21 protein-coding genes are annotated in these 20,183 nt (G+C 68.3%); 14 read left to right on the top strand and 7 right to left on the bottom strand.

What is annotated here, in order from left to right; translation table 11 throughout:
- From ACEOAB_RS00815 to ACEOAB_RS00795, 5 genes are read left to right on the top strand one after another with little or no spacing between them, the layout of a single operon-like run.
- Positions 1–840 (top strand): ABC transporter ATP-binding protein, encoded by an 840-nt coding sequence (locus tag ACEOAB_RS00815; protein WP_413751139.1) that lies wholly within the window; start codon positions 1–3, stop codon positions 838–840.
- A 14-nt stretch (positions 841–854) separates the two neighbouring features.
- Entirely contained in the window at positions 855–1,814 is a 960-nt protein-coding gene (locus tag ACEOAB_RS00810) for an MlaD family protein (protein WP_056587997.1), read from the top strand.
- Between the two features lie 20 nt (positions 1,815–1,834).
- Positions 1,835–2,158: a hypothetical protein gene (locus ACEOAB_RS00805; protein ID WP_495653369.1), complete on the top strand. Its 324-nt coding sequence runs from the start codon at positions 1,835–1,837 to the stop codon at positions 2,156–2,158.
- Positions 2,044–2,514 carry an ABC-type transport auxiliary lipoprotein family protein gene (locus ACEOAB_RS00800; RefSeq protein WP_495653821.1) on the top strand — a complete coding sequence of 157 codons (471 nt, stop codon included), beginning with the start codon at positions 2,044–2,046 and terminating at the stop codon, positions 2,512–2,514. The genes ACEOAB_RS00805 and ACEOAB_RS00800 overlap by 115 nt, the downstream gene beginning before the upstream one ends.
- Positions 2,515–2,544: 30 nt before the next feature.
- Entirely contained in the window at positions 2,545–2,766 is a 222-nt protein-coding gene (locus tag ACEOAB_RS00795; RefSeq protein WP_007833468.1) for a hypothetical protein, read from the top strand.
- 4 nt (positions 2,767–2,770) lie between these two features.
- Here ACEOAB_RS00795 and ACEOAB_RS00790 read toward each other — a convergent pair whose 3' ends face one another.
- Complete coding sequence (locus ACEOAB_RS00790) at positions 2,771–3,616, bottom strand: IclR family transcriptional regulator (RefSeq protein WP_495653368.1); 846 nt, start codon at positions 3,614–3,616, stop codon at positions 2,771–2,773.
- Positions 3,617–3,759: 143 nt separating this feature from the next.
- Between ACEOAB_RS00790 and ACEOAB_RS00785 the strand changes: the two genes are divergently transcribed.
- The 6 genes from ACEOAB_RS00785 (at position 3,760) to fahA (ending at position 10,336) form a co-directional block, all read left to right on the top strand.
- Positions 3,760–4,719: an MBL fold metallo-hydrolase gene (locus ACEOAB_RS00785; protein ID WP_056588007.1), complete on the top strand. Its 960-nt coding sequence runs from the start codon at positions 3,760–3,762 to the stop codon at positions 4,717–4,719.
- A 141-nt stretch (positions 4,720–4,860) separates the two neighbouring features.
- Positions 4,861–6,498, top strand: coding sequence for an FAD-dependent oxidoreductase (locus ACEOAB_RS00780; RefSeq protein ID WP_495653367.1), 1,638 nt, complete (start codon positions 4,861–4,863; stop codon positions 6,496–6,498).
- An 8-nt stretch (positions 6,499–6,506) separates the two neighbouring features.
- On the top strand, positions 6,507–6,704 hold the full coding sequence (locus tag ACEOAB_RS00775; protein ID WP_056588412.1) for a DUF2783 domain-containing protein: 198 nt from the start codon (positions 6,507–6,509) through the stop codon (positions 6,702–6,704).
- A 47-nt stretch (positions 6,705–6,751) separates the two neighbouring features.
- Positions 6,752–8,062, top strand: a complete 1,311-nt coding sequence (gene hmgA / locus ACEOAB_RS00770; RefSeq protein ID WP_413750572.1) for a homogentisate 1,2-dioxygenase — start codon at positions 6,752–6,754, stop codon at positions 8,060–8,062.
- A complete protein-coding gene (locus ACEOAB_RS00765; protein ID WP_413750573.1) occupies positions 8,059–9,033 on the top strand; it encodes a Bug family tripartite tricarboxylate transporter substrate binding protein in 975 nt (324 codons plus the stop codon). The genes hmgA and ACEOAB_RS00765 overlap by 4 nt, the downstream gene beginning before the upstream one ends.
- 37 nt (positions 9,034–9,070) lie before the next feature.
- On the top strand, positions 9,071–10,336 hold the full coding sequence (gene fahA, locus ACEOAB_RS00760; protein ID WP_413750574.1) for a fumarylacetoacetase: 1,266 nt from the start codon (positions 9,071–9,073) through the stop codon (positions 10,334–10,336).
- Positions 10,337–10,468: 132 nt separating this feature from the next.
- Here the strand turns inward: fahA and mrdA are convergent, their stop codons facing one another.
- The 4 genes from mrdA to ACEOAB_RS00740 all read right to left on the bottom strand — a co-directional run bounded on the left by mrdA (position 10,469) and on the right by ACEOAB_RS00740 (position 15,223).
- Complete coding sequence (gene mrdA, locus ACEOAB_RS00755; RefSeq protein WP_056588025.1) at positions 10,469–12,439, bottom strand: penicillin-binding protein 2; 1,971 nt, start codon at positions 12,437–12,439, stop codon at positions 10,469–10,471.
- Between the two features lie 176 nt (positions 12,440–12,615).
- Positions 12,616–13,137, bottom strand: coding sequence for a rod shape-determining protein MreD (gene mreD, locus ACEOAB_RS00750; RefSeq protein ID WP_056588027.1), 522 nt, complete (start codon positions 13,135–13,137; stop codon positions 12,616–12,618).
- Positions 13,134–14,093 (bottom strand): rod shape-determining protein MreC, encoded by a 960-nt coding sequence (gene mreC / locus ACEOAB_RS00745; RefSeq protein ID WP_056588030.1) that lies wholly within the window; start codon positions 14,091–14,093, stop codon positions 13,134–13,136. Before mreC ends, mreD begins: the two co-directional genes overlap by 4 nt.
- An 86-nt stretch (positions 14,094–14,179) precedes the next feature.
- Positions 14,180–15,223: a rod shape-determining protein gene (locus ACEOAB_RS00740; protein WP_007833435.1), complete on the bottom strand. Its 1,044-nt coding sequence runs from the start codon at positions 15,221–15,223 to the stop codon at positions 14,180–14,182.
- 215 nt (positions 15,224–15,438) lie between these two features.
- Between ACEOAB_RS00740 and gatC the strand changes: the two genes are divergently transcribed.
- From gatC to gatB, 3 genes are read left to right on the top strand one after another with little or no spacing between them, the layout of a single operon-like run.
- The gene (gene gatC / locus ACEOAB_RS00735) at positions 15,439–15,738 is read left to right on the top strand and encodes an Asp-tRNA(Asn)/Glu-tRNA(Gln) amidotransferase subunit GatC (RefSeq protein WP_413750868.1); all 300 of its coding nucleotides are present in this window, start codon (positions 15,439–15,441) and stop codon (positions 15,736–15,738) included.
- The gene (gatA, locus tag ACEOAB_RS00730) at positions 15,738–17,249 is read left to right on the top strand and encodes an Asp-tRNA(Asn)/Glu-tRNA(Gln) amidotransferase subunit GatA (protein ID WP_495653366.1); all 1,512 of its coding nucleotides are present in this window, start codon (positions 15,738–15,740) and stop codon (positions 17,247–17,249) included. Before gatC ends, gatA begins: the two co-directional genes overlap by 1 nt.
- A gap of 1 nt (position 17,250) precedes the next feature.
- Positions 17,251–18,741 carry an Asp-tRNA(Asn)/Glu-tRNA(Gln) amidotransferase subunit GatB gene (gene gatB / locus ACEOAB_RS00725; RefSeq protein ID WP_056588039.1) on the top strand — a complete coding sequence of 497 codons (1,491 nt, stop codon included), beginning with the start codon at positions 17,251–17,253 and terminating at the stop codon, positions 18,739–18,741.
- Between the two features lie 40 nt (positions 18,742–18,781).
- Here the strand turns inward: gatB and ACEOAB_RS00720 are convergent, their stop codons facing one another.
- Both ACEOAB_RS00720 and pyrE read right to left on the bottom strand, forming a co-directional pair.
- A complete protein-coding gene (locus ACEOAB_RS00720) occupies positions 18,782–19,474 on the bottom strand; it encodes a DUF4124 domain-containing protein (protein WP_413750192.1) in 693 nt (230 codons plus the stop codon).
- Between the two features lie 14 nt (positions 19,475–19,488).
- Entirely contained in the window at positions 19,489–20,172 is a 684-nt protein-coding gene (gene pyrE, locus ACEOAB_RS00715; protein WP_007838033.1) for an orotate phosphoribosyltransferase, read from the bottom strand.
- Positions 20,173–20,183 lie beyond the last annotated feature (11 nt).

The raw sequence follows: 20,183 nt of genomic DNA, 5'->3' as shown, positions 1-20,183 counted from the left end.
ATGAGCATGCCCGTGCGCCCCAACACCGACACCACCGTGGTGGACATCCGCGGCCTGTGGACGGCGTTCCAGAGCGCCGATGGCGAGCAGGTGGTGCACCGCGACCTGCAGCTGCACATCGACCGCGGCGAGGTGCTCTCGCTGGTCGGCGGCTCGGGCACGGGCAAGACGGTGCTGCTGCGCCAGATCCTCGGGCTCGAAAAACCCACGCGCGGCCACGTCGAGGTACTGGGCCAGGAGCCCGGCGAGCTCAGCGCCTCGGGCGCGGCCAACGTGGGCATGCTGTTCCAGCACGGCGCGCTGTTCTCGGCCTTCAGCGTGCTGGAGAACATCGCCTTTCCGCTGCGCGAGCTGAAGCTGCTGCCTGACGAGCTGATCCGCCACGCGGCGCTGGTGAAGCTGCAGATGGTGGGCCTGGGTCCGCAGCATGCGAACAAGAGCCCGGCCGACCTGTCGGGCGGCATGATCAAGCGCGTGGCGCTGGCGCGCGCGCTCATCATGGACCCGCCGCTGCTGCTGCTCGACGAGCCCACGGCCGGCCTCGACCCCGAGGCGTCGGACAGCTTCTGCGACCTGCTGCGCGGCCTGCACCGCGAACTGGGCCTCACGGTGGTGATGGTCACGCACGACCTGGACACGCTGTTCGACCTGAGCACCCGCATCGCGGTGCTGGCCGACCAGAAGGTGATCGTCACCGGCACGGCGCGCGAGGTCATCGCGTATCCGCACCCCTTCATCCACGAATACTTTCTCGGCGGGCGCGGCCAGCGCGCCCTGGAGGCGCTGCACGACAAGCCCGCCGATGCACCATCGCAGCCCGCCAGCGCGGGCGAACGCTGAAAGGCAGACACACCATGGAAAACAAGGCCCACGCCCTCGCCGCCGGCGCCTTCGTGCTCGGCCTGATCGCCGCGCTCGTCGCGCTGGTGATCTGGTTCACGCGCGACAACACCGTGCGCAACATCTACGAACTCTCCACGCGCGACGCCGTGAGCGGCCTGCAGCCGCAGGCGACGGTGCGCTACCGCGGCATCGCGGTGGGCAAGGTGGTGTCGATCGACTTCGACCCGAAGGTCAAGGGCAATGTGCGCGTGCGCATCTCGGTCGACGAGCGGGTGCCGCTCACCACCTCCAGCTTTGCCACGCTGAGCTACCAGGGCGTGACCGGCCTGGCCTTCATCGCGCTGGACGACAAGGGCGAGTCGAACGTGGCGCTGAAGCCGGACGACGACAACCCGCCACGCATCCCGCTCAAGCCTTCGATACTGGCGCAGCTGCAGGACCGCGGCGAAGCCATCATCAACCAGGTCGAGGAAGTGACGAAGCGCGCCAACACGCTGCTGAGCGACCCCAACCAGAAGCGTGCGGCCGACGCGCTGGAGAGCATCGCGGCCGCCTCGGCCAGTGCCAACACGCTGCTCAAGACGCTGGACAACACGGTGAAGACCGGCCTGAACCCTGCGCTGACCAAACTGCCGGACACGATGGCCTCGGTGAAGAAGGCGGCCGGCGACGTCTCGCGCGTGGCCAACAACTTCAACACCACCGTAGGCCGGCTGAACGCACCCGAAGGCCCCGTCGAACGGCTGAGCGAGGGCACCAAGGCGCTGGCGCAGGCGGTCGATTCGTTCAACGCGGCCACGCTGCCGCGCGTGAACCGCGTAGCCGACGACACCTCGCACGCCGTGCGCCGGCTGGGCCGCGCGGCGGACAACATCAACGACAACCCGCAATCGCTGCTGTTCGGCAACGGCGGCGCGGCCGCGGGTCCGGGCGAACCGGGCTTCAGCGCGCCGGCCGCGACGCGGCCCTGATTGAGGGAGGACCATCGACCATGAACGCCATTCGCTCCTTGATGAACCCGGCTGCCGCCGTCCTGGGCTGCGTGCTGCTGGCCGCCGGCTGCGGCGCGCTGCCCGACAAGCCCACGCGCGCCACGCTCTACGACTTCGGCCCCGGCCTGGCGGCGCCTGCCGCGGCCGCGCCCTCTGCCGCCGCCCCCTCCCCACGCTGGCGCTGGCCGAGTTCGACAGCAACACGCGCCTGGATGGCACGCAAATCCTCTACCGGCTGGGCTACGCCGACGCCAACGAGCTGCGCCCCTACGGCCAGTCGCGCTGGAGCCTGCCGCCGGCGCAACTGCTGCGCCAGCGGCTGAGCGACACGCTGGCCGAACGCCGCACCGTGCTCGGCCCGGCAGAAAGCGCCACCATCTCGCGCAGCAAGGGCGAGGTGCCCGACATGCTGCGCATCTCGCTCGACGAATTCAGCCAGTACTTCGACTCGGCGAGCGCCAGCGTGGGCCTGGTGCGCCTGCGCGCCACGCTGGTCCGCAGCACGGCCGGCGGCGACCGCGTTCTGGGCCAGCGCGTGTTCACCGTGCGCCGTCCCGCGCCCAGCGCCGACGCGCCCGGCGGCGTGAAGGCACTGATTGCAGCCAGCGATGCCGCGGTGGCCGAGGTGGTGCAGTGGGTGGGGCAGCTGCAGCAGCAATCGCCGCAGGCGCCCCGGTAGTCACAACCTGATGGACGGAGGATCGATCCCATGAACGCGACACGCATCGTCGGCATCCTGCTGATCGTGGGCGGCATTGCCGTCCTGGGCCTCGGCAGCTTCAGCTTCACCAAGGAAACCCATCAGGCCAAGCTGGGCCCGCTGGAGCTCTCGATGAAGGAGAAGCAGACCGTCAACCTCCCGGCCTGGGCCGGCGTGGCCGCCATCGTGGTGGGCGGCGCGCTGGTGCTGCTGGGCGGCAGGAAGGGCTGAGCCTTCAGCCCGGGGCGGCCGGCGCGGGGGCGGCGCCCAGCCGCTGCGACACCGTGCCCGCGCAAGCCTTGAGCGCACGGGAAATCTCGCCATCCCACGCGGTATCGAAGATGCCCGCCGGGCCGATGGCGGTCAGGGCCAGCACGATGGCACCAGTGTGGTCGAAGACGGGCGCGGCCATGGCGCTGACACCCTGGATGACCTCGCCGTCGGAGCGGCTGATGCCGTGCGTGCGCACTTCCTGCAGCTGGCGCTCGAAATCGCTCCACGAAGGCAGGGGCTGCACCGGCGGCATGCCGGCGGGCGGGTTCGGCTCTGCCCCCTTGCGCTGGCCCCGACGCTGGCGCTCTTCCTCGAGCAGCTGGCGTACCGCGTCGGCGTCGAGGTAGGCGGCGAACACCCGGCCCGAAGCCGTGTTGGTCAGCGAGAACACCGTACCGTGCCGCATGTTCACGTGCACCGGCGACGGCGACTCGGCCGTGCGCACGATGGTCGCGCCGCGCGCGCCCCACACGGCCAGCGCCACGGTGTGGCCGGTCTGCTGGGCCAGCTGGCCGATCAGCGGGGTGGCGATGTGCACCGGGTCGGCCTGCTGCAGGCTGATGAGCCCCAGTTGCAAGGCGAGCGGGCCAAGCAGATAGTGGCCGCTGGCGCGGTCCTGCTCGATCAGGCCCAGGCGCCCGAAGCTGACCATGTACGGATGCGCCTTGGCGGCCGTCATGTCGGCCTCGCGCGCAAGGTCCTTCAGCGCCATGGGCCGGCCGTGGTGCACCAGCGCGCGCAGCAGCTGGCCGCCGACTTCGATGCTCTGGATGCCGCGCTGGGCGCGGTCGTTGTCACTGGCTGCCATGGCCGGCCTCGCCTTCTGGTCGTTCGTTCATGAAGAAGGGATTAGACATTAACTGATCCGCGGCTTACACTGCGGAAATTCGTTAACCGCGAATTCGTTTGCTTTAAACGAATCCAAGACCCACCCACCGACGGAGACAACCGATGAGCCAAGCCAAGAAATTCGCAAGCCAGGCCGACATGGAAGAGAAAAAGGTCACTTTCAGCCAGATCTCGGAACATGCCTGGGCCTACACCGCCGAGGGCGACCCGAACACCGGCATCGTGATCGGCGACGACTGCGTGCTGGTGGCCGACACCCAGGCCACGCCCGCCATGGCCGCCGACGTGGTGCGCCGCATCCGCGAAGTGACCGACAAGCCCATCAAGTACGTGGTGCTCACGCACTACCACGCGGTGCGCGTGCTGGGCGCGGCGGGCTACGGTGCCGAGCACATCCTGGCCAGCCAGGACACGCGCGACCTGATCGTGGAGCGCGGCGAGGAAGACAAGGCCAGCGAGATCGGCCGCTTCCCGCGCCTGTTCCAGAACGTCGAGACGGTGCCCCCGGGCCTGACCTGGCCCACCATGACCTTCACCGGCAAGATGACACTGTGGCTCGGCAAGCTCGAAGTGCAACTGATCCAGCTGGGCCGCGGCCACACCAAGGGCGACACCGTCGTCTGGCTGCCGCAGGAGCGCACGCTGCTGTCGGGTGACCTGGTCGAGTTCGGCGCCACGCCGTACGCGGGCGACGCCTATTTCAAGGACTGGCCGCAAACGCTGGACAACATCGCCGCACTCAAGCCCGCCGCGCTGGTGCCGGGCCGCGGCGCCGCGCTGACCACGCCGGCCGAGGTGGCCGAGGGCCTGACGGGCACGCGCAACTTCATCTCCGACGTGTACGCCAGCGTGCAAGAGGGCGTGAAGGCCGGGCGCGATCTGAACACGGTCTACAAGGACACCTACGCAAAGCTCAAGCCCAAGTACAGCCAGTGGGTGATCTTCGACCACTGCATGCCGTTCGACGTGAGCCGCGCGTACGACGAAGCCTCGGGCCATGCGGATCCGCGCGTGTGGACGGCTCAGCGCGACATCGACATGTGGAAGGCCCTCGAAGGCTGATCGGTCTTGCTCCCTCCCCCGCTGGGGGAGGGCTGGGGTGGGGGCAGGCAGAGCGCCCAAAGTGAACGCCGTTTGCCCCCATCCCGACCTTCCCCCAAAGGGGGAAGGAGCAAGACAAGACCAAGGACACGGAGACAACACGTGATCGACTATCAAAGTCTGCGCTTCGACTACCGCCGCCACGCCGACCAGGACGCAGCCACGCCCGCCCATCACCCCGTAGTGATCGTCGGCGCCGGCCCCGTCGGCCTCACGCTCGCCATCGACCTCGCGCTGCGGCAGGTGCCCGTGGTGCTGCTGGACAACGACAACGCCCTGTCCAACGGCTCGCGCGCGATCTGCTTCGCCAAGCGCACGCTCGAAGTGTTCGATCGCCTCGGCTGCGGCGACCGCATGGTCGACAAGGGCGTGTCGTGGAATGTCGGCAAGGTGTTCTTCCACGACGAGCAGGTCTACCGCTTCGACCTGCTGCCCGAGCCCGGCCACGAGCGCCCGGCCTTCATCAACCTGCAGCAGTACTACGTCGAGGGCTACCTCGTCGAACGCGCAGCCACGCTGCCGCTGATCGACCTGCGCTGGAACAACAAGGTCACCGGCATCGCGCAGCGCGGCGACGGCGCGGTGCTCACCGTGGAGACGCCCGAAGGCAGCTACCAACTGCAGGCCGGCCATGTCGCCGCCTGCGACGGCTCGCGCTCCAACCTGCGCCAGATGCTGGGCCTGGAGGCCAAGGGCCGCGTCTTCCGCGACCGCTTCCTGATCGCCGACATCACGATGGATGCGCACCTGCCGACCGAGCGCCGCTTCTGGTTCGACCCGTCGTTCCATCCGGGCCAGAGCGTGCTGCTGCACAAGCAGGCCGACGGCATGTGGCGCATCGACTTTCAGCTCGGCTGGGACGCCGACCCGGTGGAAGAGCGCAAGCCCGAGAACATCACGCCGCGCGTGCGCGCGCTGCTCGACAGCATCGGCTTCGAGGGCGTGCAGTTCCAGATCGGCTGGGCCAGCGTCTACACCTTCGCCTGCCAGCGCATGGAGCGCTTCCGCCATGGCCGCGTGCTGTTCGCGGGCGACTCGGCGCACGGCGTGTCACCCTTCGGCGCGCGCGGCGCCAACTCGGGCGTGCAGGATGCGGACAACCTTGGCTGGAAGCTCGCGGCCGTGGTCCAGGGCCAGGCGCCCGACGCGCTGCTCGACAGCTACGCCAGCGAGCGCGAGTTCGCGGCCGACGAGAACATCCGCAACTCCACCCGCGCCACCGACTTCATCACGCCCAAGAGCGAGGTGAGCCGCCTGTTCCGCGACGCGGTGCTGGAGCTGACGAAGCGCCACGCTTTCGCGCGCACGCTGGTCAACAGCGGCCGGCTGTCGGTGGCCACGGTGCTGCGCGATTCGCCTTTGAACACGGCCGATGCCGACGCCTTCTCGGGCGCGTTGGTGCCGGGCGCCGCCGCGGCTGACGCACCCGTGGTGCACTCGGACGGCAGCACCGGCTGGCTGCTGCGCGAATGCCACGTCTCGCAGTTCACCGCGCTGGTTTTCGGCGAGGGCGAGGCGGCCGAGCGCAGCCTGGGCGAGCTGAAGGCCAGCGACCTGCCGCTGCACGTGGTGCGCGTCGAGGACGGCACCAAGGGCAGCGAACTCGCCGCGCAGCGCTACGACGCCCGGCCCGGCACCGTGTACCTGCTGCGGCCCGACCAGCATGTGTGCGCGCGCTGGCGCCAGCCCGCGGCGGCGGACATCCGCGCGGCCATCGACCGCGCACTCGCGAAGGCGTGAAGAACACCATGCAGCAACAACACCTGATCACCGCGCCGAACCTCGACGCCCCCGACGACTTCTACGAAGCGCTCATCGAGGCGCACCAGGGGCTCTCCACCGAGGAGAGCCACGCCTTCAACGCGCGCCTCGTGCTCGTGCTGGCCAACCACGTCGGCTCGCTGGCCGTGCTGCGCGAGGCCTTCGAGGCGGCCCGCGCGGGTTGAGCACCACCGCATTCCAACCTCATCGCGACTCCCGAAAGAGCAAGCACATGACCCAAGCAACCCCGCCCTCCGAACGGCGCTACCAGAGCGGCTTCGGCAACGAATACGCCTCCGAGGCCGTGCCCGGCGCGCTGCCGCAGGGCCGCAACAATCCGCAGCGCGGCCCCTTCGACCTCTACACCGAGCTGATCTCAGGCACCGCCTTCACCGCACCGCGCCATGAGAACCGCCGCAGCTGGCTGTACCGCCGCCAGCCCTCGGTGGTGTCGGGCCGCTACCAGCCGTATGCGCAGGCGCACTGGACCACCGGCGCCGACCGCGAAATCGCGCTGCCGCCCGAGCCCCTGCGCTGGCACCCGATGCCGCTGGACGGCGCGGCAGGGGCCGACTTCATCGACGGCATGCACACCGTCGCGGCCAACGGCGACGCCGAATCGCAGGTCGGCATCGGCTCGCTGATGTACCTCGCGGGCCGCTCGATGGAGCGCCGCGCCTTCGTCAACGCCGACGGCGAGATGCTGATCGTGCCGCAGCAGGGTCGCCTCGTCATCACCACCGAGCTCGGCGTGCTCGACGTGAAGCCCGGCGAGATCGCGCTGCTGCCGCGCGGCATGGCTTTCAAAGTGGCGCTGCCCGACGGCCTCTCGCGCGGCTATGTCTGCGAGAACTACGGCGCGCACTTCCGCCTGCCAGAGCTGGGCCCCATCGGCTCGAACGGCCTGGCCAATGCGCGCGACTTCCAGGCGCCGGTGGCGGCGTTCGAAGCGGAAGAAGGCGCCTACGAGATCGTCAAGAAATTCGGCGGCCGCTTCTGGCAGGCGCCGATGAAGCAGTCGCCCTTCAACGTGGTCGCCTGGCACGGCAACCTGTCGCCGGTGAAGTACGACACGGCGCATTTCATGGTGATCGGCTCGATCAGCTTCGACCATCCCGATCCGTCGATCTTCACCGTGCTGACCTCGCCCAGCGACACGCCGGGCACGGCCAACTGCGACTTCGTGATCTTCCCGCCGCGCTGGATGGTGATGGAGAACACCTTCCGTCCGCCATGGTTCCACCGCAACCTCATGAGCGAGTTCATGGGCCTGGTGCTGGGCGAGTACGACGCCAAGCCGGGCGGCTTCAAGCCCGGCGGCGCGAGCCTGCACAACTGCATGGTGCCGCACGGCCCCGACGAGGAAGCCTTCGACAAGGCCACGCACGCCGACCTGAAGCCGCACAAGCTGGACAACACGCTGGCCTTCATGTTCGAGAGCCGCTACCGCTTCATTCCGACGAACTTCGCGCTGAAGAGCCCGGCGCTCGATACCGACTACGCAGACTGCTGGGCAGGCCTGCAGGACCAGTTCAAGGCATGAAGACGATGTTCACCCTCACGCGCCGCGCTGCGGCCGTGGCATTGCTGGCCGCGCCCCTGTTCGCCCAGGCGGCCGACTATCCGTCGAAGCCCATCCGCTTCATCGTGCCCTACACCCCCGGCGGCACCACCGACCTGGTGGCACGCACCGTGGGCCAGAAGGTGTCGGAAAAACTGGGCCAGCCCGTGCTGATCGACAACCGCGGCGGCGCGGGCGGCAACATCGGCATGGACGCGGTGGCCAAGGCCGCGCCCGACGGCTACACCATCGGCTTCGGCGCGATCTCGACCAATGCGCTGAACCCGCACATCTACAAGTCGATGGCCTTCGATCCGCGCAAGGATTTCACCGCCATCAGCCTCTTGGGCACCTCGACCATCGTGCTCGAAGTGCCGGCGGCCTCGGCCGTGAAGTCGGTGCCCGAGCTGATCGCGGCCGCGAAGAAGACCCCCGGCCTGCCCTACGCCACCGCGGGCGCCGGCACCTCGATGAACCTGGCCGGCGTGATGTTCGCGCAGATGACCGGCACCGAACTCGTGCATGTGGCCTACAAGGGCAGCGGCCCAGCCATCACCGACATGCTGGGCAACAACATCGGCGTGATGTTCGACAACCTGCCGGCCTCGCTGCCGCACATCCAGGCCGGCAAGCTGCGCGCGCTGGCGGTGGCGGGCCCGACGCGCTCGCCCTCGCTGCCCGACGTGCCGACGATGGCCGAGGCGGGCCTGAAGGGCTACGCGCTGGAGCCGTGGTTCGGCGTGTACGGGCCGGCGAAGCTGCCGGCACCGGTGGTGAAGGCGCTGAACGAGGCTTTCGTCGAGGTACTCGCGATGCCGGACGTGAAGGCCAAGCTGGCGCAGGCCGGCTTCTCGCCGCGCGGCTCGACGCCGCAGGAGCTGACGACGCTGACCGAAACCGAGTACCAGCGCCTGGGCGAAGTCGCCAAGAAGGCCGGCATGACCGCAGACTGAACAGACAGACAAACAGACATCGAGCAGAAAGACATCCATGACCGCACTGAACGCCACCCATGACCCGAAGCTGCGCAGCTGGGTCGCATCGGCCAACGAGGCCGGCTGCGACTTCCCGATCCAGAACCTGCCCTTCGGGCGCTTCCGCGCCGCCGGCAGCAATGAAGCCTTCCGCATCGGCGTCGCCATCGGCGACCAGGTGCTGGACCTGCGCGCGGCAGGCCTCGTCGACACCGACGACATGAACACCCTGATGAACGCCGGCACCAAGGAGCGCCAGGCACTGCGCGCCGCCATCTCGGCCGGCCTCGCCGAAGGCAGCGACAGGCAGGCGGCCTGGTCGAAGGCGCTGCTGCCGCAGGCCAGGGCTGAGATGACCGTGCCCTGCCGCATCGGCGACTACACCGACTTCTACACGGGCATCCATCACGCGACCACCATCGGCAAGCTGTTCCGCCCCGACCAGCCGCTGATGCCCAACTACAAATGGGTGCCCATCGGGTATCACGGCCGCGCATCGTCCATCGGCGTGAGCGGCCAGGTCTTCAAGCGCCCGCAGGGCCAGACCAAGGCGCCCGATGCAGCCGAGCCGAGCTTCGGCCCGTCGAAGCGGCTGGACTATGAGCTGGAACTGGGTTTTTTCATCGGTCGCGGCAATGCGCAGGGCGAGCCCATCGCCATCGCCGATGCCGAGGAGCATCTGTTCGGCGTGACGCTGCTCAACGACTGGTCGGCGCGCGACCTGCAGGCCTGGGAATACCAGCCGCTCGGCCCGTTCCTCTCGAAGAACTTCGCGAGCACGCTGTCGCCCTGGATCGTGACGATGGAGGCGCTGGCACCATTCCGCGCGAAATTCGAGCGCCCCGCCGGAGACCCGCAGCCGCTGCCGTACCTCGACTCGGCGTCGAACCGCGAGAGCGGCGCGCTGGACATCACGCTCGAAGTGCTGCTGCAGACCGCGAAGATGCGCGCCGAGGGCGTCGCGCCCGTGCGCCTCACGCGCGGCAACACCACCGAGGCCGCCTACTGGACGGCCGCGCAGCTGGTTGCGCACCACACGGTGAACGGCTGCAACCTGCAGCCGGGCGACATGCTGGGCTCGGGCACGCTGTCGGGGCCGAAGCCCGACGAGGCCGGATCGCTGATCGAACTGACGCTGGGCGGCAAGCAGCCGATCACGCTGCCGAACGGCGAGAAGCGCACGTTCCTGGAGGACGGGGATACGCTGGTGATGCGTGGCTGGTGCGAACGTGACGGTGCGGTGCGCATCGGTCTCGGTGAAGTCACCGGCACGATAGCCTGAGGCTCCCGCGTTGTCCCCTCTCCCTCTGGGAGAGGGCCAGGGTGAGGGCAGCCGGTCTTGCAACATCGCGCGGACATCATTGCCGCTCACCCTCACCCCAACCCTCTCCCCAAGGGGAGAGGGAGCACGAGATCAGGGCGCGGCCGCAGGAGCCGCCGCGGCGGCAGGCCACGCCACTTCGCTCGCCACGCGCGGCTTGCCCATCGGCGCGGCGGCCTTGCCGATCTTGATCGCGGCCATGTCGGCTTCGCTCGGGTATTGGTCCATCAACCAGTAGTCGAACACGCGGCGCGCAATGGGCGCCGCGGCGCCAGCGCCCCAGCCTGCGTTTTCCACGATCACCGCGACCGCGATCTTCGGATCGTTCACCGGCGCGAAGGCCATGAACAGCGCATGGTCGCGCTGATGCTCTTCGAGTGCGCGCGCGTTGTACTTGGTGTTCTGCGCCTGCGTCACCGCCTGCGCCGTACCTGTCTTGCCGGCTGCCTGGTAGCCCGCGCCCGCGAACACGCTGCGCGCAGTGCCGCTGGTGACCACGCTGGTCAGGCCCTCGCGGACCACCGTCACGTTGGCTGCGGCGAAGCCGAGGTTTTCCGCCGGCGGCTGCGGCAGCGGCACCACCTGTCCGCTCACCGTGTTGCGCGTGGCCAGCACGAGGTGCGGCTTGTGCTTCATGCCCCCGTCGGCCACGATGGACGTGGCCTGCGCGAGCTGCAGCATCGTGAAGGCGTTGTAGCCCTGGCCGATGCCCAGCGAGATGGTCTCGCCCGCGTACCATTTTTTCTGCTCGGGCCGCTTGTAGGTGTTGCGCTTCCACTCGGTGCTCGGCAGCACGCCGCGCACCTCGCCGCCCAGGTCGATGCCGGTGATCTGGCCGAAGCCCAGCGGCTTCATGAAGTCGTGGATCAGGTCCACGCCCATTTCGTTGGCCAGCGAGTAGTAGTAGATGTTGCTCGACAGCTGGATCGAGCGGCGCATGTCGACGCCCCCGATGTTGCCTTCGGGGCTGCCGAAGCGGTGGCCGCCGAAGTTGAAATAGCCCGGGTCGTTGATCACCACGCTGGGCCCGCGCTTGCCGGTCTGCAGCGCGGCGAGCGCCATGAAGGGCTTGTAGGTCGAGCCGGGCGGGTAGGTGCCGCGCAGCGCGCGGTTCAGCAGCGGCTTGTCGATGGACTCGGTCAGCGCCGCCCAGCTTTCGTTGTCGATGCCTTCGACGAACAGGTTCGGATCGAAGGTGGGCTTGCTCACGAAAGCCAGCACCTCGCCGGTCTTGGGGTCGATGGCCACCAGCGCGCCGCGGCGATCGCCGAACATGTCTTCCACCAGCTTCTGCAGCTTGATGTCGAGCGACAGCATCACCGTGTTGCCCGGCGTGGCGGGGTGGCTCGCGAGCCGGCGCACGGCGCGGCCTCCGGCCGAAGTTTCCATCTGCTCGACGCCGGTCAGGCCATGCAGCGTCTTCTCGTAGCTCTGCTCGATGCCGAGCTTGCCGATGTAGTCGGTGCCCTTGTAGTTGGCCTGGTCTTCCTCGTCCCAGTCTTCCATCGCGGTCTTCTCGCGCTGGTTGATGCGGCCGATGTAGCCGAGCACGTGCGAGGCCAGCTCGCCCTGCGGGTAGTTGCGGAACAGGCGCGCCTTGATCTCCACGCCCGGAAAACGGTAGCGCTGCGCCGCGAAGCGCGCGACTTCCTCGTCGCTCAGGCGAGTGCGGATCGGAATGGAGTCGAAGCTGCGCGAATCCTCGCGCAGGCGCTTGAAGCGGCGGCGGTCGCGCGGCGAGACCTCGAGCACCTGGGTCAGGCTGTCGATGGTCTCCTCGACGTCGCCCACCTTCGAGGGCGTGATCTCCAGCGTGTAGGCCGAGTAGTTGGAAGCCAGCACGATGCCGTTGCGGTCGAGGATCAGGCCCCGGTTGGGCACCACCGGCACGATGGCCGTGCGATTGCTCTCGGCTTGCTCGGCGAGGTCTTCGTGGCGCACGACCTGCAGGTACACCAGCCGCGCGCACAGCAGGCCGAAGGCAAACAGCACAGCAAGACCGATGACGATCACGCGGCGCTTGAAGCGCGCAAGGTCGGCGGCTACGTTGCGGATTTCGGTCATGGCGGAGGGAGCTTAGGCGCGCGCAGGTGCGATGGCAAATGCGCCTCCCGAGCCGAACGGAAGCGGCGCGGACTCATCGCGAAACACGGCGGAACGGGCTTTGCCCGGCCGCTGGTGTTGCCCCCGGCGAGGGGGTTGGCGAAGCGACACGAAGTGCGCGAAGCCTGGGGGAGCGCTCATAGCGGACGGTTCTCGTCGGGTTCCGGGGTGCGGCGTTGCGGCGCCAGCAGCAAGGCAGTGACCAGTGGCCACAGCGCAGCCTCGATGGCAGGCGAGATCAACACCGTCCAGCCCGGGAACACGCCGCCGCCGACCATCCGCGTGATGACCTCGATCAGCTGCGACAGCGCGAACAGCGGCAGCACCTGCAGCGCCTGCGACGCCACCGGGTACCAGAGCAGGCGCCGGTGGATGGTGATCGCAAAGAAGCCCAGCGTCGTATAGGCCAGCGCGTGCTGGCCCAGCATCGAGGCCTGGTGCACATCCATGCACAGCCCGAACACGAAGGCCGCGCCGACGCCCACGCGTGCGGGCTGGTGCACGCCCCAGAACACGATCACCAGCGCCAGCAGGTCGGGCATCCAGACGGCGCGGCCGATGGGAATCATGTTGACGAGCAGCGCCACGATGAGGCTCGACCACATGAAGACGGGGCTGACGGGCAGCAGGAGCTGCTGCTGGCCGGGACGCTTGATCATTGGCGCGCTCCCGGCTTCTTCTCGTTCTTGCCCGCGCCGGGCTTGCCTTCAGGCCGCTTGCGCTGCGTGGCCGCCGCGGGCGCGGGCGGTGGCGCCATCGGGGCACCGGTGGGTTCGAGCACCAGCACGTAGCGCGCGGCCGTCACGTGGGCCAGCGGCACGCAGTAGATGCGGGCGAAGGCGGAGTCGGCGCGGCGCTCGATGCGCTCGATCTTGGCCACCGGCAGGCCGGCGGGGTAGATGCCGTCGACGCCGCTGGTGGAGAGCAGGTCGCCCTCCTGCAGGTCGGCATTGGCGGCCATGAAGCGCAGCTCCAGCCCGCCGCCGTGGGCCGAGGCGTCGCCGAAGGCCACGCTGCGCACACCGGTGCGGGTGTTCTGCACGGGAATGGAGAGGTCGCGGTCGATCACCAGCGTGACCTCGCTCGTGAAGGGCAGCACCTGCGTGACCTGGCCGAGCACGCCGCGCGCGTCGATCACCGGCGAGCCGGGTGCCACGCCCTGGGTCATGCCCTGGTCGATGACGATCTTGCGGGTGTAGGGGTCGGCCGCGTCGTAGAGCACCTCCGCCGCGCGGCCCGGCGTCGTGGTGGTCTGGCGCAGTTCGAGCAGTTCGCGCAGGCGGGCGTTGTCCTGCGACAGCGTGTCGGCCTGGGCGGCGCGTTCGGCCTGCATCATCAGCGCCTTGCGCGCGTCTTCCTCGTTGCGCTGGGCGGTCTGCAAGTCTTCGAGATAGCGCCCGCCGCCGAGCACGGCCTGCACCGGCTTCATCGCCACCCATTGCACCGGGTAGAGCACCGCGCCGATGCCTGCACGGATCGGCTGCACGATGCGGAAGCGTGAATCGGCCACCATGAGGAACAGGGCGAGCGCGCCGAAGAAGATCAGCTTGCTGAGTGCCGACTGCCCCTGGTTGAACAGGGGTGGCGCTGTGCGATCGAGCGTGCCCAGAGGCATGAATTCAGACCCGGCGGTGGTGCGGAATCAAATAACAAAAAGCCGGCCTGCGCAAGCAGAGGCCGGCCGATGATGGCTTTCGCGTTTTACTCGCTCGTGAAGATGCTGCCGAGACGGTCCATGCGCTCGAGCGCGATGCCGCAGCCGCGCACCACGCAGGTCAGCGGGTCTTCGGCCACCAGCACCGGCAGGCCGGTTTCCTCGGCCAGCAGGCGGTCGAGGTCTCGCAGCAGCGCGCCGCCGCCGGTCAGCATCATGCCGCGCTCGGCGATGTCGGCGCCCAGCTCGGGCGGTGTCTGTTCCAGCGCGTTTTTCACGGCCGAGACGATGTTGTTGAGCGGATCGGTCAGGGCTTCCAGCACTTCGTTGCTGCTGATGGTGAAGCTGCGCGGCACGCCTTCGGACAGGTTGCGGCCCTTGACTTCCATCTCCTTGACTTCGGAGCCCGGGAAGGCCGAGCCGATGTTCTTCTTGATGACTTCGGCCGTCGGCTCGCCGATCAGCATGCCGTAGTTGCGGCGGATGTAGTTGATGATGGCTTCGTCGAAGCGGTCGCCGCCCACGCGCACGGAGCCCTTGTAGACCATGCCGCCCAGGCTGATGACGCCCACTTCGGTGGTGCCGCCGCCGATGTCCACCACCATCGAGCCCGAGGCTTCGCTGACGGGAAGGCCGGCGCCGATGGCCGCGGCCATGGGTTCCTCGATGAGGTAGACGGAGGTGGCGCCAGCGGCTTCGGCCGCATCCTTGATGGCGCGGCGCTCGACCTGGGTGGAGCCGCAGGGCACGCAGATGATGATGCGCGGGCTCGGCGTGAGCAGCGTGCGCGGGTGCACCATCTTGATGAACTGCTTGATCATCTGCTCGGTGATCACGAAGTCGGCGATCACGCCGTCCTTCATCGGGCGGATCGCCTCGATGTTGCCGGGCACCTTGCCCAGCATGGCCTTGGCTTCGCGGCCGACGGCCTGGATCACCTTCTTGCCGTGGGGGCCGCCTTCGTGGCGGATCGCGACAACCGAGGGTTCGTCCAGCACGATGCCCTTGTTGCGGGCGAATATCAGGGTGTTGGCGGTGCCGAGGTCGATCGCAAGGTCGGTGGAAAAGTACCGACGGAAAGCTCCAAACATGTGCGGAATCCTCTGAGCACGGCCTGCGCATCGGCAGGTCGTCGCTCTATTTTTTGGGTCGTGTGACGGGGTGAATTGATCGTTTTTGGCGCAAAAGCCGGCGTGTTCGCGGGGGTTGCGGCAAAGGCGGGATAATAACCGAATCCCCTCTGATTCCTGTATTAGCACCCGTTTCGGCGTGCGATTACCCCCGCTTTTTTTGGCCGTTCCGACCTATGTCACTCTCCGCTTCAGATATTGCGCGCATTGCCTCGCTGGCGAGGCTGCAGCTTGCCTCCAATGAAAGCGAGCGCATGCTCAGCCAGATCAACGGCTTCTTCGATTTAGTCGAACGTATGCGTTCCGTGGACACCACCGGCGTCGAGCCGCTGGCCCATCCCGTGGCCGCGCTCGAAGACATCACGCTGCGCCTGCGCGACGACGTGGTGAGCGAACCAAACAACCGCGAAGCCAACCAGAAGAGCGCCCCGGCCGTCGAAGCCGGCCTGTTCCTCGTGCCGAAGGTGATCGAATAATGAGCGGCGAACAATTGCACCAAATGGGCGTGGTCGCCCTGGCCCGCGCCCTGGCCGAACGCAAGGTCTCGGCCGTCGAAGCCTCGCAGGTTTTCCTGGGCCGCATGAAGGCCCACGAATCGCTGGGCACTTTTGTCGACATCAACGAAGAAGTCACGCTGGCCCAGGCCCGCGCCGCCGACGCGCTGATCGCCAAAGGCAATGCCCCCGCGTTGGCCGGCGTGCCGATCGCGCACAAGGACATCTTCGTCACCACCGATTTCGCCACCACCGCCGGCTCGAAGATGCTCGCGGGCTACCGCTCGCCCTTCGACGCCACCGTGGTGCGCCGCCTGGCCGAAGCCGGCGCGGTCACGCTCGGCAAGCTGAGCTGCGACGAATTCGCGATGGGCTCGGCCAATGAGAACGTCGCCGTGCCCGCCGTGGGCCACAACAAGGTCGTGCCGGTGCAGAACCCGTGGAACCGCAAGCGCATTCCGGGCGGCTCGTCCGGCGCCAGCGCAGCGGCCGTCGCGGCACGCCTGGCCCCCGCGGCCACCGGCACCGACACCGGCGGCTCGATCCGCCAGCCCGCGTCGTTCTGCGGCGTGACCGGCATCAAGCCGACCTACGGCCGCGCCTCGCGCTACGGCATGGTGGCCTTCGCATCGAGCCTCGACCAGGCCGGCCCGATGGCCCGCTCGGCCGAAGACTGCGCGCTGCTGCTGTCGGCCTTCTGCGGCCCCGACCTGGACCGCGATTCCACCTCGCTCGACAAGCCCACCGAGAACTTCGGCCGCTCGCTGAACGACTCGCTCGAAGGCCTGCGCATCGGCGTGCCGAAGGAGTTCTTCGGCGAAGGCGTGGCGCCCGGCGTGCGCGCGGCCATCGACGCGGCGCTCTCGCAGTACGAGAAGCTCGGCGCGAAGCGCGTCGAGGTCACGCTGCCGCGCACCGAGCTGTCGATTCCCGTGTACTACATCATTGCCGCGGCCGAGGCCTCGAGCAACCTGAGCCGCTTCGATGGCGTGAAGTTCGGCCATCGCGCCAAGGACTTCATCGACCCCGCCAGCGACAAGAGCGCGCTCACGCAGATGTACGAACGCACACGCGCCGAAGGCTTCGGCGACGAAGTGAAGCGCCGCATCATGATCGGCACCTACGTGCTCTCGCACGGCTACTACGACGCCTACTACCTGCAGGCGCAGAAAGTACGCCGCATGATCGCCGACGACTTCCAGCAGGCCTTCAAGCAGTGCGACGTGATCGCCGGCCCGGCCGCGCCCACCACCGCATGGAAGCTCGGCGAACACGGCGGCGACCCCGTGGCCGACTACCTCGCCGACATCTTCACGCTGCCCGCATCGCTCGCCGGCCTGCCCGGCATGAGCGTGCCCGCGGGCTTCGATGGCGGCATGCCCGTGGGCCTGCAGCTGATCGGCAACTACTTCGGCGAAGCGAAGCTGCTCAATGCAGCGCACCGCTTCCAGCAGGCCACCGACTGGCATGCACGCACGCCTGAAGGTTTTTGAGATGAGCGAGACAGTGAACACATTCGAAGCACAACAACAAGGCCGCCCGACCGGCCCGCTGGTGCGCGGCTATGAAGTCATCATCGGCTTCGAGACGCACGCCCAGCTGTCGACCGCGAGCAAGATCTTCAGCCGCGCCTCCACCGCCTTCGGCGCCGAGCCCAACACGCAGGCCTGCGCGGTCGACCTCGCGCTGCCCGGCACGCTGCCCGTGATGAACAAGGGCGCGGTCGAACGCGCCATCAAGCTCGGCCTGGCGCTGGGCTCGCACATCGCGCCGCGCAGCGTGTTCGCGCGCAAGAACTACTTCTACCCCGACCTGCCCAAGGGCTACCAGATCAGCCAGTTCGAGATTCCCGTGGTGCAGGGCGGCTCGGTGTCGTTCTTCGTGCGCGAGGAGCAGAAGACGGTGCGCCTCGTGCGCGCCCACCTCGAGGAAGACGCGGGCAAGTCGCTGCACGAGGACTTCGTCGGCCAGAGCGGCATCGACCTGAACCGCGCCGGCACGCCGCTGCTGGAGATCGTGACCGAGCCCGACATGCGCTCCACCGCCGAGGCCGTGGCCTATGCGAAGGAGCTGCACAAGATCGTCACCTGGATCGGCATCTGCGACGGCAACATGCAGGAAGGCAGCTTCCGCTGCGACGCCAACGTGTCGGTGCGCCGCCCCGGCGAGAAACTCGGCACGCGCCGCGAGATCAAGAACCTGAACAGCTTCAAGTTCATGCAGCAGGCGATCGACTACGAGATCCGCTGGCAGATCGACGAGATCGAGGACGGCCGCGCCATCGAGCAGGCCACGGTGCTGTTCGACCCCGACACCGGCGAGACGCGCGCCATGCGCGCCAAGGAAGACTCGGCCGATTACCGCTACTTTCCCGACCCGGACCTGCCTCCGCTGGTGATCGCGGCCGACTGGATCGAGCGCGTGAAGGCCACCATGCCCGAGCTGCCGCGCGCGATGGCCGAGCGCTATGTGCGCGACCACGGCCTGTCGGAATACGACGCCGCGCAGCTCACGCAGAGCGCCGCGCTCGCCGGCTACTTCGACGAAGCCGTGAACGCGGGCGCCACGCCCAAGCTCGCGAGCAACTGGATCACCGGCGAGATGGCGCGCCGCCTGAACGCCGCCGAGATCGGCATCGAGGCCGCGCCGGTGAAGGCTCGGCAACTGGCCCAGCTGGTGAAGCGCATCGCCGACGGCACGCTGCCGAACAACGCCGCGCGCCAGGTGTTCGAAGCGCTGTGGACCGGCGAAGGCAGCGATGTCGATGCGATCATCGAGGCCAAGGACCTGAAGCCGATGGCTGACACCGGCGCGCTCGACAAGATCCTGGACGAGGTGATTGCGAAGAACGCGAAGAACGTCGAGGAATACCGCGGCGGCAAGGAAAAAGCGCTCAACGCGCTTGTGGGCCAGGTCATGAAGGCCAGCGGCGGCAAGGCGAACCCCGCGCAGGTCACCGAACTGCTCAAGGCCAAGCTGGCCTGATCAAAAGAAACCCGGGGCCTTGCGCAAGGCCCCGGCCGTTTCAGCGAGGATTTCCGCCGTTCTGCGGCGACCAGAGCATCTTCAAGCGCGTGCGCTCTTCATCGAAGCGCGCATTCACCCGCTTCTTCTCTTCTTCCTGCTCGCCGATGAAGCGATTCTGCACCGCCACGCTCTGCTTGTTGTCATCGAGCCTGCGGCGCACCGCGCCCGGCGCCTTGCTCGTGTCCTGCTTGTAGAACTCGAGCTCCTCGTCGATCTTCTTGCGGTCTTCGCCGAGTTCGGCGATGCGCTTCTTCGCGGCCTGCGTCACTGCGTCGATCTGTGACAGCGCCTCGGCGCGTTCGCGGTCGTGCGTGGCAGCATTGGGGTAGCGCACCAGCAGGGCCCGCTCGCGGCGGCGCTCGTCGGTCTGGCGCGCGGCCTGGATGGCGGCCTCGCGGGCGCGGTCTTCGCGCTCCTGCAGTTCGCGCGCGGTATAGGTCGGCTCGACCTTGCGGCGGGTGGAGCCGCTCGGGTTCAGCTCGCGCTGCTCGCGGTCGCTGCACTCGGCAATCGGCCGGTCGGCGGTCAGCGTGCGGCCGCGGGCGTCGGTGCAGGTATAGATGCCGGGGGAGGCGCCCTCCACTTTCGGGGATTGCGCCTGCAACGCGCCGCAGAACGAAGAAACCGCCAGGAAGAGCGAGGCCGACGCCAACCGGCGGATCGGCAGGCCAGGGGCGCTTGCGTCGTGCATCGGGCGGCCTTGCCTCAGCTGGCGCCGTAGCGCGTGCGGTAGGCCAGCACGCGCTCGCGGTGCGCGCCCAGGTCGGCCGCGGCATTGCCCGAGAGGTAGCTCAGCAGGTCGTCCAGCGTGGCGATGGCGATCACCGACAGGCCGAGCTGGTTGCGCACGTACTGCACGGCGCTGTGGTCCACGTCGACGCCGTTCTCGGTCGCCTTCTCCTGCCGGTCAAGCGCGATGGCCACGGCATGCGGCGTGGCGCCGGCCGCCTGGATCGCCGCAATCGACTCGCGCACCGCGGTGCCGGCCGACATCACGTCGTCGACGATCAGCACGCGGCCCTTGAGCGGCGCGCCCACGAGGTTGCCGCCCTCGCCGTGCGCCTTGGCTTCCTTGCGGTTGTAGGCAAAGGGGTAGTTGCGTCCGCGCCGCGCGAGTTCCGCGGCCACCGTGGCGCCCAGCGGGATGCCCTTGTAGGCGGGGCCGAAGATCATGTCGAATTCGAGCCCGCTCTCGATCAGCCGGTCTGCATAGAATCCGGCGAGCCGGGCGATCTTGCCGCCGTCGTCGAAGAGCCCCGAATTGAAGAAATACGGGCTCATCCGGCCGGCCTTGGTCTTGAATTCGCCAAAGCGCAGCACGCCGGCATCCAGGGCGAACTGGACGAAGTCCTGTGCAACCGCGCTGCTTTTCTCACCATCTACAGCCATCGGGAATTCCT

The organism is Variovorax sp. Varisp53, assembly GCF_059491555.1.
This window is presented reverse-complemented; position numbering and strand designations above follow the sequence as displayed.

Coding starts and splice junctions, on each gene's coding strand:
- gatB (WP_056588039.1), top strand. CDS start 17,251: ATGAGCGAGACAGTGAACACATTCGAAGCACAACAACAAGGCCGCCCG.
- hmgA (WP_413750572.1), top strand. CDS start 6,752: ATGACCCAAGCAACCCCGCCCTCCGAACGGCGCTACCAGAGCGGCTTC.
- ACEOAB_RS00740 (WP_007833435.1), bottom strand. CDS start 15,223: ATGTTTGGAGCTTTCCGTCGGTACTTTTCCACCGACCTTGCGATCGAC.
- ACEOAB_RS00785 (WP_056588007.1), top strand. CDS start 3,760: ATGAGCCAAGCCAAGAAATTCGCAAGCCAGGCCGACATGGAAGAGAAA.
- mreC (WP_056588030.1), bottom strand. CDS start 14,093: ATGCCTCTGGGCACGCTCGATCGCACAGCGCCACCCCTGTTCAACCAG.
- ACEOAB_RS00810 (WP_056587997.1), top strand. CDS start 855: ATGGAAAACAAGGCCCACGCCCTCGCCGCCGGCGCCTTCGTGCTCGGC.
- ACEOAB_RS00815 (WP_413751139.1), top strand. CDS start 1: ATGAGCATGCCCGTGCGCCCCAACACCGACACCACCGTGGTGGACATC.
- ACEOAB_RS00805 (WP_495653369.1), top strand. CDS start 1,835: ATGAACGCCATTCGCTCCTTGATGAACCCGGCTGCCGCCGTCCTGGGC.
- ACEOAB_RS00775 (WP_056588412.1), top strand. CDS start 6,507: ATGCAGCAACAACACCTGATCACCGCGCCGAACCTCGACGCCCCCGAC.
- mrdA (WP_056588025.1), bottom strand. CDS start 12,439: ATGACCGAAATCCGCAACGTAGCCGCCGACCTTGCGCGCTTCAAGCGC.
- mreD (WP_056588027.1), bottom strand. CDS start 13,137: ATGATCAAGCGTCCCGGCCAGCAGCAGCTCCTGCTGCCCGTCAGCCCC.
- pyrE (WP_007838033.1), bottom strand. CDS start 20,172: ATGGCTGTAGATGGTGAGAAAAGCAGCGCGGTTGCACAGGACTTCGTC.
- ACEOAB_RS00795 (WP_007833468.1), top strand. CDS start 2,545: ATGAACGCGACACGCATCGTCGGCATCCTGCTGATCGTGGGCGGCATT.
- ACEOAB_RS00765 (WP_413750573.1), top strand. CDS start 8,059: ATGAAGACGATGTTCACCCTCACGCGCCGCGCTGCGGCCGTGGCATTG.
- ACEOAB_RS00790 (WP_495653368.1), bottom strand. CDS start 3,616: ATGGCAGCCAGTGACAACGACCGCGCCCAGCGCGGCATCCAGAGCATC.
- ACEOAB_RS00720 (WP_413750192.1), bottom strand. CDS start 19,474: ATGCACGACGCAAGCGCCCCTGGCCTGCCGATCCGCCGGTTGGCGTCG.
- fahA (WP_413750574.1), top strand. CDS start 9,071: ATGACCGCACTGAACGCCACCCATGACCCGAAGCTGCGCAGCTGGGTC.
- gatA (WP_495653366.1), top strand. CDS start 15,738: ATGAGCGGCGAACAATTGCACCAAATGGGCGTGGTCGCCCTGGCCCGC.
- gatC (WP_413750868.1), top strand. CDS start 15,439: ATGTCACTCTCCGCTTCAGATATTGCGCGCATTGCCTCGCTGGCGAGG.